Here is a 14058-nt window from a genome sequence, read left to right as displayed (position 1 = left end):
AATGATAACAACTAACGACTCCGCCACCGCCGTGCCCTCCTACTCTTCCGCCCCGGAGGCCCATCAGGCCGTGGCACCGAACGAGATCGCCGTGGGCGTGGTGATCGGACGCACCTCAGAGTACTTCGACTTCTTCGTTTATGGAATAGCCTCGGTTCTGGTATTTCCGTCGGTGTTTTTTCCGTTCGCCGGCCGCCTGGAGGGTTTGCTGTACGCCTTCACCATCTTTTCCTTCGCCTTTATCGCCCGCCCCTTCGGTACCGCGCTGTTCATGACCATCCAGCGCCACTGGGGCCGCAGCGTTAAACTGACCGCCGCCTTGTTCCTGCTCGGCACCGCCACCGCGGGTATCGCCTTCCTGCCCGGCCACGCGGTATTGGGCGGCTACGCCATCCTGGTGTTGTCGCTGCTGCGTATTCTGCAGGGGCTCGCCCTGGGCGGCTCCTGGGACGGCCTGCCCTCCTTGTTGGCGCTGAACACGCCGAAAAACCGCCGCTCCCGCTTCGCCATGATCGGCCAACTGGGCGCCCCTATCGGTTTCCTGGTGGCCAGCGTCCTGTTCCTGTTTCTGTATATGAGCCTGTCCACCGAGGATTTCCTCGGCTGGGGCTGGCGCTATCCGTTCTTCGTGGCGTTCGCCATCAACGTGGTGGCCCTGTTCGCCCGCCTGCGGCTGGTGTTGACCCATGAGTACACCGCGGCACTGGAAGAGAGTGACCTGGAACCGCTAAGCACACGCAAAATGTTGCAAGAGCAGGGCTACAACATCTTCATTGGCGCCTTCGCTGCCCTGGCCAGCTATGCCCTGTTCCATCTGGTGACCATCTTCCCGCTGTCCTGGATCGTACTGAACGGCTCCCAGAACGTGCCGGATGTGCTGATCGTGCAGGCCATCGGGGCGATCCTGGCGATTTTCGGCACCATTGCCTCCGGCTGGATCGCGGAACGGATCGGCAAACGCAACACCGTCGGCTCGCTGGCCGTGCTGATCGGGATCTTCAGTCTGTTCACACCGCTGCTGATGGACGGTAACGCGGTACAGCAGGATATCTTCATTCTGGTCGGCTTCGTTTTGCTGGGTCTGTCCTACGGCCAGGCTTCCGGCACCGTCACCGCCAACTTCCAGCGCCGCTTCCGTTATACCGGAGCAGCGTTGACCTCCGACTTTGCCTGGCTGTTCGGCGCCGCCTTCGCACCGCTGGTGGCACTGGGGCTGTCAGCCAAATTCGGCCTGGCTTACGTCAGCGTTTACCTGCTGTCCGGGGTGGTTTGCACGCTGCTGGCGCTGCGCATCAACAAGTCACTGGAAGCGAGTTAAGAAACGAACGAAAACATCGCGGACCATGGGCTCGAGCTGTCCCACAATTCGCTGGCACGCCAGGCCCAATACTTGCTTGCCAGCCTTTTCAGAGGTCGCCACAAGGCCGCTGTAGGAGCTTGCCCTGCAAGCGAATTGCGCTGTGTTCCAAAGAATTCGCTTGCAGGGCAAGCTCCTACAGCGGCTTCGTAGTCCGGTCTGTGGGAAGCACACTCTGCTTTAGCAGCGAATGACGCACAAGCCAGCGTCCCACAACTGTGGGACAGCTGGCTTGTTTTCTACCTGGACGTCCCCGCTTCGCTCAGCTGAGCGAACCCAGGGCTTTCTTGGTGAAGATCTCGATCTCCTCCTCACGACCTTCCCGCATCTTGATCAGCCAGTTCGGGTCCTGCAACAAAGCCCGTCCCACCGCGATCAGATCGAATTCGTCGTTGGCCATACGCCGTTCCAGTTCGTCGATACTCACCGGATTGGCGGTACCGCCCATGCCCTGGTTGTTATGGCCGATGAAATCGTCATCCAGGCCCACACTGCCCACGGACAGCGTCGGCTTGCCGGTCAGCTTGCGGGTCCAGCCAGCCAGGTTGAGGTCGGAACCCTCGAATTCCGGCACCCAGAAGCGGCGGGTGGAGGCATGGAACAGATCGACGCCGGCGTCCACCAGCGGCGTCAGGAAGCGCTCCAGTTCCTGCGGGGTGGTGGCCAGCCGGGCCTCATAATCCTGCTGTTTCCACTGGGAATACCGCAGCACGATGGCGAAGTCCTCGCCCACCGCCTCACGCACCGCGCGCACGATGTCCGCCACGAAACGCCCGCGGTTGTCCATGTTGCCGCCGTACTGGTCATCACGCTGGTTGGTGCCTTCCCAGAAGAACTGATCAAGCAGGTAGCCGTGAGCACCGTGGATTTCCACACCATCGAACCCCAGATCACGGGCGTTACGGGCGGATTCGGCGAAAGCCCGGATGACGTCGTCGATATCGTCCAGGGTCATGGCATGGCCGCTCTCCTTGCCCGGCTTGAACAGGCCGGAAGGGGAATAACCGGGCACATCCTTGTCCGGGCCGATACCGGGCCGGCGCACCGCCCCGACGTGCCAAAGCTGGGGAATAATGGCGCCACCGGCCTGGTGGACCTGGTCCACCACCCGCTTCCAGCCAGCCAATGCCAGTTCACCATGAAACGCCGGCACTCGTTCGTAACCGTTGGCCGCCACATGGCCCACGGTGGTGCCCTCGGTAATGATCAGCCCCACCTCGCCTTCGGCGCGGCGGCGGTAGTAAGCGGCCACATCCTCATTGGGAATGTAGTCCGGGGAAAAATTACGCGTCATCGGCGCCATGGCCACGCGGTTACGCAGTTTCAGGGACTTGTGTTCAAACGGACGCAACAACGCGCCCAGCGAGGTACTCATAGCCAGTTCTCCCGAGTCGTGGCGGCCCCGGCCGCCATCCAATTTGGTTGCAGATCGCAACCGTAAACCAGGATGGTTTTATCATGCAACCGTTTTGGATAGACTGAAAACGCTCTTACCTATGCCGAATCCCTTGGAGGGCTCCACCCGTGACCCGAAAACGCTTTGACGACCTGGACTGCTCCGTGGCCTGCGCCCTGGATCAAGTGGGCGACTGGTGGTCACTGCTGGTGGTCAAGGAAGCCATGCTGGGTACCCGCCGTTTCGTCGACTTTCAGCAGCGGCTGGGGATCGCCAAGAATATCCTTTGCAACCGCCTCAACCGGCTGGTGGACAACGGTGTGATGAGCAAGGTGGATGCCGGCGAGCACGGTACCCGCTACGAGTACCGGCTCACCGACAAGGGCCGTGACCTGTTCACGGTGATCACCGCGCTGCGGCAATGGAGCGAACGCTGGAACGGCAACCGCGACGATCTGCGGCTGGTGGACCGGATCAGCGGACACCCGATCCGCCAGCTCCATGTGGAAGGCGGTGACGGCCAGCCCCTGACCGTCCGCGATGTGCGTTTCGAGAACACCAGGGTCGGACGTCTGGCGACGGACACCTGATCAGAAGCGCGTTTCGATACGACGGGCGGTCCAGTAATGAGAACGCCAGTAGACATTGTCCAGCGACGAGACCATCACCCCACGGCTGGTGGAAGCGTGCATGAAGCGGCCTCGGTTCATATAGATCCCCACATGGCGAACACCCCGGCCGGTGCGAAAGAACACCAGATCGCCGGTCTGCAACTGATCCTTGGCCACTTTCTCCCCCACTCTCGCCTGCTGGTCCGTGGTACGTGGCAGGCGCACCCCCAGACGGTCATGGAAGGTGAGAAACACGAAGCCGGAACAATCAACGCCCTTGCGGGTCATCCCGCCCAGCCGGTAAGGCGTGCCTTCCCATTCTCGCAGTTGCGCGCTGAGCAAAGCGTGCACCATCCCCGGATTGGCCATATCCACGGAGTAATCCTCCATCGACACGGTCTGCTCCGGGTCGGCGTGGCTGCCCGCTTCCGGCTCGTTCCGATCCTCCACCACCACCGGCCGGCTGGCACAGCCGGCCAGCAGCAGGCACGACAAAATCACTCCGCTTACCAGGCGCATTCGATAGTCCGCTTCTTCCTTGTCAAAAGGGTAGCAGCGCCACCCATAACGGCACCACCGCGCCGTAGGCAACGACGATGGCCGGGTGCAGCTTCTGCAACGCCCGCTGCATCAACCAATAGGAAAGGATGCTGGTGAACACCGCCAAGTAAACCAGCCGCCACCAATGATCCCAATGCCACTGCGCCACTTCCGGTAACCGAGTCACGCCCACCAGGCACAGCAACACGCCGGCGAACAGCAGGCTCCAGAACGTGGTGGTGGCCGCCGCGGCGGGCAGCCAGTTCCGCAAAATAGCCCCACGGGATAACACCGCGTAGCCGATCACCGCCGCGCAACCGAGCAAATAGACCTGGCTACCCGGCCGCGCCAACAGCGCCACCAGGTCGGTGGGCGCCGGCAGGATCCAATACTGGATCACCAGATACAACACCAAGGCGAACACAACCAGCGGCACCGGGTGCAGATACTCCCGGTTGGCGTACCAGGCCAGAATCGCGGTACCCGGCGGCGACAACAGGTACAACAGAGACAACTCGATGCTGCCAACAGTTCGCAAAGCCTGGAACTGTGCCCAGAAAAACACCGCCAGCAGCGCGCCGAGGATCGCCCAGATAATTAAACGGCGCGGATTGATCGCCACCCGGGTGGCCACCGGAGCCAATAACAGCGCGGCGATCAGAAACCGTACGCCGGTCAGCGGCAACGGGTGCGCATCCCGCACCAGATATTCCGCGGTGGGAAAGGAGGTCCCGATCAGCAACGACCACACCAGCATTTCGCCATGCCCGGCGGCACGGGTGCGGATGCCGCTCATTCAGGCCAGGGCCAGTTCGGCACGCATCTGTTCGATCACCGCGCCATAGTCGGCCTTGCCGAAAATGGCGGACCCGGCGACAAAGGTATCGGCGCCGGCGGCGGCCACGTCGCGGATATTTTTCTCCGACACACCGCCATCGACTTCCAGACGGATCGGCCGTTCCTGCCGGTCGATCAAGGCGCGCACCTGCTCGATCTTCTTCAGGGTGCCGGGAATGAACGTCTGCCCGCCGAAGCCCGGATTCACGCTCATCAGCAGAATCATGTCGAGCTTGTCCATGACGTATTCCAGGCACTCCGGCGTGGTCGCCGGATTCAACACCAGCCCGGCCTGGCAGCCGGCGTCCCGGATCAGTTGCAGGGAGCGGTCCACGTGGCGGGACGCTTCCGGATGGAAGGTGATCATGGAGGCGCCGGCGTCGGCGAACATGCCGATCAGATCGTCCACCGGCGACACCATCAGGTGCACGTCGATGGGCGCTTCGATGCCATGTTTGCGCAGCGCCTGGCACACCATCGGACCGATGGTCAGATTCGGCACATAGTGGTTGTCCATGACGTCGAAATGAATCACGTCGGCGCCGGCGGCCAGTACCGCCTCGCATTCCTCTCCCAACCGGGCGAAATCCGCCGCCAGGATAGAAGGCGCGATCCAGGGGGCTTGCTTACCCATCAAGTTCTCCAGCACTGCCCGGGCCCGCGGGCTCAGGCGCGTAAAAAGTGATCCAGTTGTTCCAGGCGTCGCGGGGTTCCGATGTCCCACCACTGCCCCCGGTGATGTTCGCCGCTGACCCGCTCCGCCGCCATGGCCGCGCGCAGCAGTGGCGCCAGCTTCTGCTCGCCGGATGCCAGACCATGAAACAAGGCAGGGTGCAGACAAGCGATGCCCGCGTAGGTCAGCCGCGAGGCGCCATTATCCCGTACCCGGCCCTGCTCTGTTAAATGGAAATCCCCGTCCGCATGGTGCGGCGGGTTATCCACCAGCACCAAATGCGCGCGGTCGGCCGCCAGATCCAGGTTCAGGCGACTGAAATCGTAATCGGTCCAGATGTCACCGTTGACCAGCGCGAACGGCTCATCGCCGAGCATCGGCAAGGCGCGAAGTATACCGCCCGCGGTTTCCAGTGGCTTGCCTTCATGGGACCAGCGGATATGCACACCGAGACGCTCGCCGTCCCCCAGCCGTGCCGGCAGTTGCTCGCCCAGCCAGCCGGTATTGATCACCAGCTCACGGAACCCGGCGCGGGCCAGCCCTTCGATCAGATGTTCGATCAACGGTTTGCCGCCCGCTTCCAGCAACGGCTTGGGGGTATGGTCGGTGAGCGGCCGCATGCGATTGCCATAGCCCGCCGCCAGGATCATCGCCCGCATCAGGGACACGCCCATTCGTCCAGCAGCCGCCCCAGGTCCGCCAATTCCGGACGGCGGCCGATCACGGTACGCAGGTAGGCGAAGAAGCGGGACACGTCCTTCACATAACCTGGTTTGCCGTCCCGGTGCCGGATCCGGGAAAAGATACCGATCACCTTCAAATGACGCTGGACCCCCATCAGGTCACACCAGCGCAGAAAGGTATCGAACTCCGGCAGAGGCAAACCCGCGTCCAGACCGCGCTGATGGTATAGCCGCAGCCAGTCCAGCACCCGCGGCTCGGGCCAGCTGATGAACGCATCCTTGAACAGACAGATCGGATCGTAGCTGATCGGGCCGAGCACCGCGTCCTGGAAGTCGATGACCCCCGGATTGGGCTCGGTCACCATCAGGTTGCGCGGCATATAGTCCCGGTGCACGAACACCCGGGGCTGCTCCAAAGCCGACGCCACCAGCAGATCAAACACTCGTTTCAGACGCTCCTGCTGTTCCCCGGTGGGTGTCAAGGAGCGTTCATGCCGCAGATACCATTGCGGGAACAGCGCCAGCTCCCGGCGCAACAGCGCCTCGTCATAGACCGGCAAGCCGTCGGCATCGGCATGGACCTGCATCCGTACCACGGTATCGATGGCCTGACCGAACCAGGCATCGGCGTTGCGGTCATTCAGGGCCCGCAACCAGGTATCCGTGCCGAGGTCATCCAACAACAGATAGCCACGCGGCAGATCGCTGGCGCGGATCCGGGGCACATTGACGCCGGCGTCGGCCAGTCGCCGGGCCACGTCGACAAAGGGCCGGCAGTCTTCCTGTGACGGCGGCGCGTCCATTGCCACCAGCGAGCCCTGCTGCAGCGAATAACGAAAATAGCGGCGAAAACTGGCATCCACGGACGCCGGCACACCCATCACCGCCTCGCCGGTCTGTTCACCAACCCATTGATCCAACGCGGACTTGCGCGGATCCCGATCATCCTTCTCTGGCTGCATTGCCCATCCCATTCGTTTACACTGCGGCGATTGACGAAGACTACCGTGTCGCCCTGTTTCCTGCCCCGAGGTGCCCCGACCCGAGCGCCGGCATCGGGAAACACCGGGACAAATCCCGGCCAAGGGGGGCGTCCAGCGGTTTAAAACGGCCTTTTTACCTGTTCTGAGCAGCCGATGCCACTGCACTCACGACTGATGTTTTCCTGCCTGGTGCTGGGTTTCGCCACCACCGCGGCAGCCAAGGACGATCTGAACTGGGTTGACCGTGAGGCAATGAAGGAGCTTCCCGAGGTGCTGCAACGCCCCATTCCGGTGTGGTGCGGCGGCATCTATTACAACCCCCGGGTCGGCCCGCGGGCGGAAACCAGCGACACCATCATTACCGCCGATCAGACCAGCGCGTCCGAGGACGGTCTGATCGAAATGAGCGGCGATGTCCTGATTGAGCAGCCCGGTTCCCGGGTGGTCACCAATTCCGCCCTGTTCGACCGCAGCAGCGGCAAGTTTGAAGTGGACACCCCGCTGCGCCTGGAGTCCAATCAATTCACCTTTCTCGCCGACTCCATGAGCGGCCAGACCAGCAGCCGCCAGGTCAGCCTGGGCAATGCCCGCTATTCGCTGTTCGGCCCCGGCGCCCATGGCTCCGCCGAGTATATCGATCAGGTCAGCAACCTGACCTCGGTGTTCAATGGCACCTACACCACCTGTCCGCCCGGCTCCAACGGCTGGCGCCTCTCCGGCGAGCAGATCCTGCTGGACCGTGACAAGGGCTGGGGTGAGGCGCGCAACGTGGTGTTACGGGTCAGGGACGTGCCGCTATTCTATTTGCCCTGGATCACTTTCCCCATTGATGACCGGCGCAAATCCGGGTTGCTGTTTCCGACCATCAGCACCAGCGACAGTGGTGGCCTGGATTTCTCCCAGCCGATCTACCTGAACTTGCACCCGCAGATGGACGCCACCGTCGCCCCGCGCTATGTGGACGGCCGCGGCGTCGGTCTGGAAACCGAGTTCCGCTATCTGACCCCCTATGGCCAGGGCCAGGTCAGCTACGGCGTGCTGTTCCAGGATCGTGAGTTCGACGATCAGGACCGCGAGCTGGCGGCTTGGCGCCACGACGGCTCCATCGGCCGCTGGGGCCTGCACGTGGACATGAATTATGTGTCCGACGACTTCTACTTCAAGGATCTGGATACCGGTCTGCAGGTGAGCTCGCAGACCCACCTGCCGCGGGTCGGGGAGTTGCGCTATTACGGCCAGACCTGGCAGGCGCTGGGCCGGCTCCAGGCCTGGCAGACCATCGATCCCACCTTGTCGGATGACCTGCATCCCTATCGCCGGCTGCCACAGCTGCAACTGACCGGCAGACCGCATCTGGCCGGTCCTCTGCGATTGTTATGGCTCAGCGACGTTACCGCCTTCGACCGCAGCGACAAGGACACCAGCAACAACCCCACCGGTGTGCGCATGCACGCGCAGCCCGCGCTGTCGGCGCGGCTGGAAAACAACTGGGGTTATGTGGAGCCCAGGGCACGCCTGTACCATACCCGTTATCAACTGGATGACGGCGGCCCCAGTGGCAGCGAGCCCTCCCTCAACACCTGGGGCGCCAGCCTCGACGCCGGCATGTTCTTCGAGCGTTCCACCAACCTGTTCGGCCGCGGCTACACCCAGACCCTGGAACCGCGGGTGTTCGTCAACAAGGTGGCTTACGAGTACCAGGATGACCTGCCGGATTTCGATGCCGGTGAGCTGACCTTCTCCTATAACACCCTGTTCCGGGAAAACCGCTACATCGGCTACGACCGCATCGGCGACGAAGAGAAAATCGCGGTGGGCTTGACCAGCCGTTTCCTGCGCGACGACGATGGCCGCGAACAACTACGCCTGCGTGTCGGCCAGGGCTACTACCTGGACGACCGCAGGGTGCAACTGGACGGCACCGGGGAAGACACCGCCGACCAGACACCGGCGGTGGCCGACATGCGATGGAACTTTGGCCGCGATTGGTACCTCTACTCCGAAGGCCAATGGGATACCTCCGGCGGCCAGCGCCAGCGTTCCACCCTGCGGCTCGGCTACAACGACCGCGAGCGGCGGATTTTCAACCTGGGCTTCCACGACCGTCCGGAGGATAATCTGCGGCAATCGGAAGTGGCGGCGATCTGGCCGATCCATCGCAATTGGCGGCTGATCGGCCGCTGGATGTACGACGTGGAAAACCACCGCACCCAGGAAACCCTGGCGGGCGCGGAATACCGAAACTGCTGCTGGCGGGTACGGCTGGTGAGCCAGCGGGAACTCTACGACGATAATGGGGACGGCACCCTTGAGCCGGACTCCACCGTGATGTTGCAGATTGAAATGACCGGACTGGGCGGCTTTGGCGGGCGAGTGGATTCACTGCTGGAGCGCAGCATTTCCGGATACAGGAGAGAATATGAATAGGGCTTTGTCGACGTTACTGACCTTCTGTCTGTGTCTGGGCCTGGCAGTCAATGCCCAGGCTCAGGTGCGGATCCTTGACCGCATCGTCGCGGTGGTCAACGACGGCGCCATCATGGAAAGTGAGCTGCAGTCCCGGGTTGCCGCCATCGTTGGTCAGTTCGAGGCGGACAATCGCCCCCTGCCCCCGGCCCAGGTGCTGCGCGAGCAGGTACTCGACCGCATGATCATCGAGCGCATTCAACTGCAACTGGCGGAGCGCGGTGGTATCCGCGTGGATGACGGCAGTCTCAATCAGGCGCTGACGGGCATCGCCCGGCAGAACAACATGACACTGGAACAATTCGCCAGCATGGTCCGCGGCGACGGCTACTCCTGGGCCGAGTTCCGCGAGCAGGTGCGCGACGATATGGTGATTTCCCGCCTGCAGCAGCGTTCCGTTTCCTCCCGGGTACGCATCACCGACCGGGAAGTGGACCGCTTCCTCAATTCCGACCTGGGCCGACGCATGTTCGCCGCCGACTTCCATCTTGGCCATATTCTGGTGCAAGTCCCCAGCGGCGCCTCTCCCGAGCAGCTTGAACAGGCCCGGAACAAAGCCAACGGCATCGTTCAGCGCCTGCGCGGCGGCGCCGACTTCGCCGAAACCGCGGTGGAACAATCCGACGGCCCGCAAGCACTGGAAGGCGGCGACCTCGGCTGGCGGCCGGCGGCCCAATGGCCAACCCTGTTCGCCGAGACCGCCATCGACATGCAAGCAGGCGAAATCTCCGAGCCGCTGCGCTCCGGCGCCGGTTATCACATTCTGAAAATGATTGAGCGTCGCGGTGGCGGCGGCGAGCACGTGGTCACCCAGTATCGGGTACGGCACGTGCTGATCCAGTCGGACGCGCTGACCACCCAGGATCAGGCCCGGACCGAAGCCCAGCGCCTGCATCAGCAAGTGGTCAACGGCAGCGTCAGCCTGGCCGATGCGGCCCGTGAGCATTCCGATGATCCCGGTAGCCGCAATCAGGGTGGCGAGCTGGGCTGGGTCACCCCCGGTCAGATGGTGCCGGAGTTCGAGCAAATGATGGAATCCACTCCGGTGGGCCAGGTGTCTCCGGTGTTCCAGACCCAGTTCGGTTACCACTTCCTGCTGGTGGAGGAACAACGGGAGGCGGACATGAGTGACGAATTCCGCCAGATGCGCGCCCGCCAGGCCCTGCAAAAACAACGGTTCGACGAAGAACTGCAAACCTGGCTGCAGGAAAAGCGGGCGGAAGCCTACGTCGATATCCGACTGGATCAATGACCGCGCCGATTGTCATCACCAGCGGCGACCCGGCGGGTATCGGCCCGGATCTGATGCTGGATCTGCCCAGCCGCTATGCCGACACCGCCCTTGTCGTGCTGGCGGATCGGCAGGTATTGCATGATCGCGCCCGGCTGCTGGGTGTCCAGGCGACCTGGCCGCAATGGCAACCCGGCGACGCCCCGCCCACCGGCCCGGTCCTTTGGCACTGCCCCGCCGGAGCCCCCGTCACCGCCGGACAGCCGGACCCGGCCACCGGCAACGGCACCCTGACGATGCTCGGCCGGGCCGCCCGGGGCTGTCTGGACGGCCATTTCGCCGCCCTGGTCACGGCACCGGTGGCCAAAAGCATCATCCGTGAAGGCGCCGATCCCGCGTTTACCGGGCACACCGAATTCTTCGCCGAGCAGGCCGGCGTGGATCAGGTGGTGATGATGCTGGCCGCCAAGACCCTGCGCGTGGCCCTCGCCACCACCCATTTACCCCTGTCCCAGGTGGCGGCGGCGATCACCGGGCCCGCCCTGGAAGCCACCCTGCGGATCCTGTGCCAGGATTTGCGCGACAAGTTCGCCATCGACTCGCCTCGTATTCTGGTGCTGGGGCTGAACCCCCACGCTGGCGAAGGCGGCCATCTGGGGCGGGAAGAGCTTGAGATCATCGAGCCGGCGCTGGAGAAGCTGCGCCGGCAAGGCCTGCGGCTCACCGGGCCGGTACCCGCCGACACCGCCTTCCAACCGGCGCTGCTGGCGCAACACGACGCGGTGTTGGCCATGTATCATGATCAAGGCCTGCCGGTGCTCAAGTACGCCGGCTTCGGCGAAGCCGTGAATATCACCCTGGGGCTGCCGTTCATCCGCACTTCGGTGGACCACGGCACCGCCTTCGATCTGGCCGGCAGCGGGCGTATCCGGGCCGGCAGTTTGCACGCCGCCATCGACCTGGCTCTGGAACTGGTGGAGAAACGTTCCTCATGACCGAACACCGCGCCCGCAAACGCTTCGGGCAGCACTTTCTGCATGACCCGGGCATCATTGATCGCCTGGTCCGCACGGTGGCCCCCATGGCCGGCCAGAAGCTGGTGGAAATCGGCCCCGGACGCGGCGCGCTCACCTATCCATTACTGGAGCAGGTGGCGCATCTGGACGTGGTGGAACTGGACCGCGACCTGATCCATTTACTGCGCGAGGCGGTACCGGAAGAACGTCTGACCATCCATCAGGCGGACGCCCTGCGTTTCGACTTTCGCCCCCTGGCCGGCGACCTCAAGCTGCGGGTGGTGGGCAATTTGCCGTACAATATTTCAACCCCCTTGATCTTCCACCTGCTGGAGCAGGCGGAAGTGATCGGCGACATGACATTCATGTTGCAAAAGGAGGTGGTGGACCGGCTCACCGCGGCGCCGGGCACGAGCGATTACGGCCGGCTGTCGGTGATGGTGCAATACCACTGTCAGGCGGATTATCTGTTCTTCGTGCCCCCGGGCGCGTTCCAGCCGCCGCCCAAGGTGGATTCCGCCGTGGTCAGACTGACCCCGCACGCCACCGTGCCCTGGCCGGCCCGGGATCCGGTCTATCTTGGCAAATTGGTCAATCAGGCCTTCACCCAACGCCGCAAGGCGGTGCGCAATGCGCTGAAGACCCTGGTGGAACCGGACATTTTCGATGCCCTGGGCATCGACCCCGGCTTGCGCCCCGACCATCTTTCGGTGGCGGATTACGTCGCGCTGGCCAACGCCACCGGCTGACGGCGGGGAACGTCACCCACCGGGTTTTCGACCCCGCAAGAGGGAATCATGAGCGACAGTGACAACGATGCCTACCGCATCGAGGTGTTCGCGGAAAGCGAGTACCTGCCGGAGCAAAGCGACGCCGACCAGAAGCGCTGGGCGTTCGCCTACCACATCCGCATCATCAACCGCGGCAGCCGGGGCGCGCGCCTGCTGACCCGGCACTGGATCATCACCGACGGCGACCAGCGCGTACAGGAAGTCCACGGCGAAGGCGTTCTCGGCCAGCAGCCGGAGCTGGCGCCGGGCCAGGAGTTCCAGTATTCCAGCGGCGCCATCCTGGAAACCGCCGTCGGCAGCATGCGCGGCAACTATCAGATGCTGTCCGAGGACGGCACCTGCTTCAATGCGCCGATCCCGGCTTTCACCCTGGCCGCCGATCGGGCCCTGCATTGAACCCCGGCGGCGGAAACGGCACCCTGACCGACTCCGGATAACCCCCCATAGCGAGCCTGACGGATTTTTTCCATGAGCACCTACGCCATCGGCGACATCCAGGGCTGCCTGGCCCCCTTCGAGGCTCTGCTGGAGCGGATTCGCTTCAATGCGGACCGCGATCAACTGGTCCTGGCCGGGGACCTGGTCAATCGCGGCCCGGACTCGCTCGGCACCCTGCGCCGAATCCATGATTTGCGGGACAATGTCCTCACCGTACTGGGCAATCATGATCTGCACCTGCTGGCGGTGGCCCACGGCCAGACACACGCCAGGAGCAAGGATACCCTGGCGGAGATCCTTGAGGCGGAGGACCGGGGCCCCCTGCTGGACTGGCTGCAGCGCCAACCGCTGCTGATCGACCTGCCCGAATTCAACGCGGTGATGGCCCACGCCGGCATGCCGCCTCTGTGGAGCCTGGAACAGGCCCGGGAACGGGCCGGGGAAATCACCGCGGTGCTCGCCGATGGCGACCGGGCGGAAACCTTTTTCGCGCACATGTACGGCAACGAACCCGCGGGATGGCGTGATGATCTGCAAGGTCCGGAGCGGTGGCGAGTGATCACCAACCATTTCACCCGCATGCGCTTCGTCAACGATGCCGGTGAACTGGATCTGGGCAGCAAAGGCGAGGCGGATCAGCCCCCCGAGGGCTATATGCCCTGGTTTGAACATCCTCGTCGGCGCAACCTGGGCCGTCGCATCCTGTTTGGTCACTGGGCGGCCCTGGAAGGTCGGGCCAGCGCCAGTGACGTGGAACCCCTGGACACCGGCTGCGTATGGGGCGGCCAGCTCACCGCGCTGCGCCTGGAAGACGGCCACCGTATCGCCTGCGAGTGCCGCTGAGTCTCCTTCCTCCCCTCTTTTCATAATGTTCCGGCGGTGACCGAATTCAACGCCGCCGGTTCATTCTCTCGCTGCAAAAAAACAAATTTTTTTTCCCGCTTGGCTTTGACTCAGACTTTGTTTTGGCGCCATGCTAAAGACAAGGCCGGTCACCGACATCCCGTGACGGGATTCCCTGATCTTTGCGCCGCAT

Annotated in this window: 14 protein-coding genes; 8 read left to right on the top strand and 6 right to left on the bottom strand. The window is 63.4% G+C overall.

All coding sequences use genetic code 11. The features are described from left to right. The first annotated feature begins 1 nt into the window (after position 1). Complete coding sequence (locus tag B5T_RS04875; RefSeq protein WP_014993354.1) at positions 2–1318, top strand: MFS transporter; 1317 nt, start codon at positions 2–4, stop codon at positions 1316–1318. 301 nt (positions 1319–1619) lie between these two features. Here B5T_RS04875 and B5T_RS04870 read toward each other — a convergent pair whose 3' ends face one another. Beyond that, positions 1620–2732, bottom strand: a complete 1113-nt coding sequence (locus B5T_RS04870; protein ID WP_014993353.1) for an NADH:flavin oxidoreductase — start codon at positions 2730–2732, stop codon at positions 1620–1622. Positions 2733–2881: 149 nt separating this feature from the next. Here B5T_RS04870 and B5T_RS04865 point away from each other — a divergent pair, with 149 nt between their 5' ends. Then, the gene (locus B5T_RS04865; RefSeq protein WP_014993352.1) at positions 2882–3343 is read left to right on the top strand and encodes a winged helix-turn-helix transcriptional regulator; all 462 of its coding nucleotides are present in this window, start codon (positions 2882–2884) and stop codon (positions 3341–3343) included. Here the strand turns inward: B5T_RS04865 and B5T_RS04860 are convergent, their stop codons facing one another. The 5 genes from B5T_RS04860 to B5T_RS04840 are packed head-to-tail and all read right to left on the bottom strand — an operon-like array spanning position 3344 to position 7059. Next, positions 3344–3883 carry a C40 family peptidase gene (locus tag B5T_RS04860; protein ID WP_014993351.1) on the bottom strand — a complete coding sequence of 180 codons (540 nt, stop codon included), beginning with the start codon at positions 3881–3883 and terminating at the stop codon, positions 3344–3346. 22 nt (positions 3884–3905) lie between these two features. After that, positions 3906–4700 (bottom strand): DMT family transporter, encoded by a 795-nt coding sequence (locus B5T_RS04855; RefSeq protein WP_014993350.1) that lies wholly within the window; start codon positions 4698–4700, stop codon positions 3906–3908. Next, on the bottom strand, positions 4701–5375 hold the full coding sequence (rpe, locus tag B5T_RS04850) for a ribulose-phosphate 3-epimerase (protein ID WP_014993349.1): 675 nt from the start codon (positions 5373–5375) through the stop codon (positions 4701–4703). It lies immediately after the preceding gene. A gap of 32 nt (positions 5376–5407) precedes the next feature. Next, on the bottom strand, positions 5408–6073 hold the full coding sequence (murU, locus tag B5T_RS04845; protein ID WP_041717324.1) for an N-acetylmuramate alpha-1-phosphate uridylyltransferase MurU: 666 nt from the start codon (positions 6071–6073) through the stop codon (positions 5408–5410). Next, on the bottom strand, positions 6073–7059 hold the full coding sequence (locus B5T_RS04840) for an aminoglycoside phosphotransferase family protein (RefSeq protein ID WP_014993347.1): 987 nt from the start codon (positions 7057–7059) through the stop codon (positions 6073–6075). The genes murU and B5T_RS04840 overlap by 1 nt, the downstream gene beginning before the upstream one ends. A gap of 174 nt (positions 7060–7233) precedes the next feature. Between B5T_RS04840 and B5T_RS04835 the strand changes: the two genes are divergently transcribed. From B5T_RS04835 to B5T_RS04810, 6 genes are all read left to right on the top strand, one after another. After that, entirely contained in the window at positions 7234–9507 is a 2274-nt protein-coding gene (locus B5T_RS04835) for an LPS-assembly protein LptD (protein WP_229682951.1), read from the top strand. Continuing rightward, positions 9500–10798: a peptidylprolyl isomerase gene (locus B5T_RS04830; protein ID WP_014993345.1), complete on the top strand. Its 1299-nt coding sequence runs from the start codon at positions 9500–9502 to the stop codon at positions 10796–10798. Before B5T_RS04835 ends, B5T_RS04830 begins: the two co-directional genes overlap by 8 nt. Further along, entirely contained in the window at positions 10795–11772 is a 978-nt protein-coding gene (gene pdxA / locus B5T_RS04825; RefSeq protein ID WP_014993344.1) for a 4-hydroxythreonine-4-phosphate dehydrogenase PdxA, read from the top strand. The genes B5T_RS04830 and pdxA overlap by 4 nt, the downstream gene beginning before the upstream one ends. Beyond that, positions 11769–12542: a 16S rRNA (adenine(1518)-N(6)/adenine(1519)-N(6))-dimethyltransferase RsmA gene (gene rsmA, locus B5T_RS04820; protein ID WP_014993343.1), complete on the top strand. Its 774-nt coding sequence runs from the start codon at positions 11769–11771 to the stop codon at positions 12540–12542. Before pdxA ends, rsmA begins: the two co-directional genes overlap by 4 nt. A 48-nt stretch (positions 12543–12590) precedes the next feature. Continuing rightward, positions 12591–12980 carry a Co2+/Mg2+ efflux protein ApaG gene (apaG, locus tag B5T_RS04815; RefSeq protein WP_014993342.1) on the top strand — a complete coding sequence of 130 codons (390 nt, stop codon included), beginning with the start codon at positions 12591–12593 and terminating at the stop codon, positions 12978–12980. Positions 12981–13052: 72 nt separating this feature from the next. After that, positions 13053–13865 carry a symmetrical bis(5'-nucleosyl)-tetraphosphatase gene (locus B5T_RS04810; protein ID WP_014993341.1) on the top strand — a complete coding sequence of 271 codons (813 nt, stop codon included), beginning with the start codon at positions 13053–13055 and terminating at the stop codon, positions 13863–13865. The last annotated feature ends 193 nt before the right edge of the window (positions 13866–14058 follow it).

Origin of the sequence: Alloalcanivorax dieselolei B5 (assembly GCF_000300005.1) — a bacterium.
Classification (GTDB): domain Bacteria; phylum Pseudomonadota; class Gammaproteobacteria; order Pseudomonadales; family Alcanivoracaceae; genus Alloalcanivorax; species Alloalcanivorax dieselolei.
This window is presented reverse-complemented; position numbering and strand designations above follow the sequence as displayed.

Excerpts from the sequence above, each read along its gene's own strand:
- B5T_RS04875 (WP_014993354.1), top strand. The coding sequence starts at position 2 with ATGATAACAACTAACGACTCCGCCACCGCCGTGCCCTCCTACTCTTCC.
- B5T_RS04870 (WP_014993353.1), bottom strand. The coding sequence starts at position 2,732 with ATGAGTACCTCGCTGGGCGCGTTGTTGCGTCCGTTTGAACACAAGTCC.
- B5T_RS04860 (WP_014993351.1), bottom strand. The coding sequence starts at position 3,883 with ATGCGCCTGGTAAGCGGAGTGATTTTGTCGTGCCTGCTGCTGGCCGGC.
- B5T_RS04855 (WP_014993350.1), bottom strand. The coding sequence starts at position 4,700 with ATGAGCGGCATCCGCACCCGTGCCGCCGGGCATGGCGAAATGCTGGTG.
- rpe (WP_014993349.1), bottom strand. The coding sequence starts at position 5,375 with ATGGGTAAGCAAGCCCCCTGGATCGCGCCTTCTATCCTGGCGGCGGAT.
- murU (WP_041717324.1), bottom strand. The coding sequence starts at position 6,073 with ATGCGGGCGATGATCCTGGCGGCGGGCTATGGCAATCGCATGCGGCCG.
- B5T_RS04840 (WP_014993347.1), bottom strand. The coding sequence starts at position 7,059 with ATGCAGCCAGAGAAGGATGATCGGGATCCGCGCAAGTCCGCGTTGGAT.
- B5T_RS04835 (WP_229682951.1), top strand. The coding sequence starts at position 7,234 with ATGCCACTGCACTCACGACTGATGTTTTCCTGCCTGGTGCTGGGTTTC.
- B5T_RS04830 (WP_014993345.1), top strand. The coding sequence starts at position 9,500 with ATGAATAGGGCTTTGTCGACGTTACTGACCTTCTGTCTGTGTCTGGGC.
- pdxA (WP_014993344.1), top strand. The coding sequence starts at position 10,795 with ATGACCGCGCCGATTGTCATCACCAGCGGCGACCCGGCGGGTATCGGC.
- rsmA (WP_014993343.1), top strand. The coding sequence starts at position 11,769 with ATGACCGAACACCGCGCCCGCAAACGCTTCGGGCAGCACTTTCTGCAT.
- apaG (WP_014993342.1), top strand. The coding sequence starts at position 12,591 with ATGAGCGACAGTGACAACGATGCCTACCGCATCGAGGTGTTCGCGGAA.
- B5T_RS04810 (WP_014993341.1), top strand. The coding sequence starts at position 13,053 with ATGAGCACCTACGCCATCGGCGACATCCAGGGCTGCCTGGCCCCCTTC.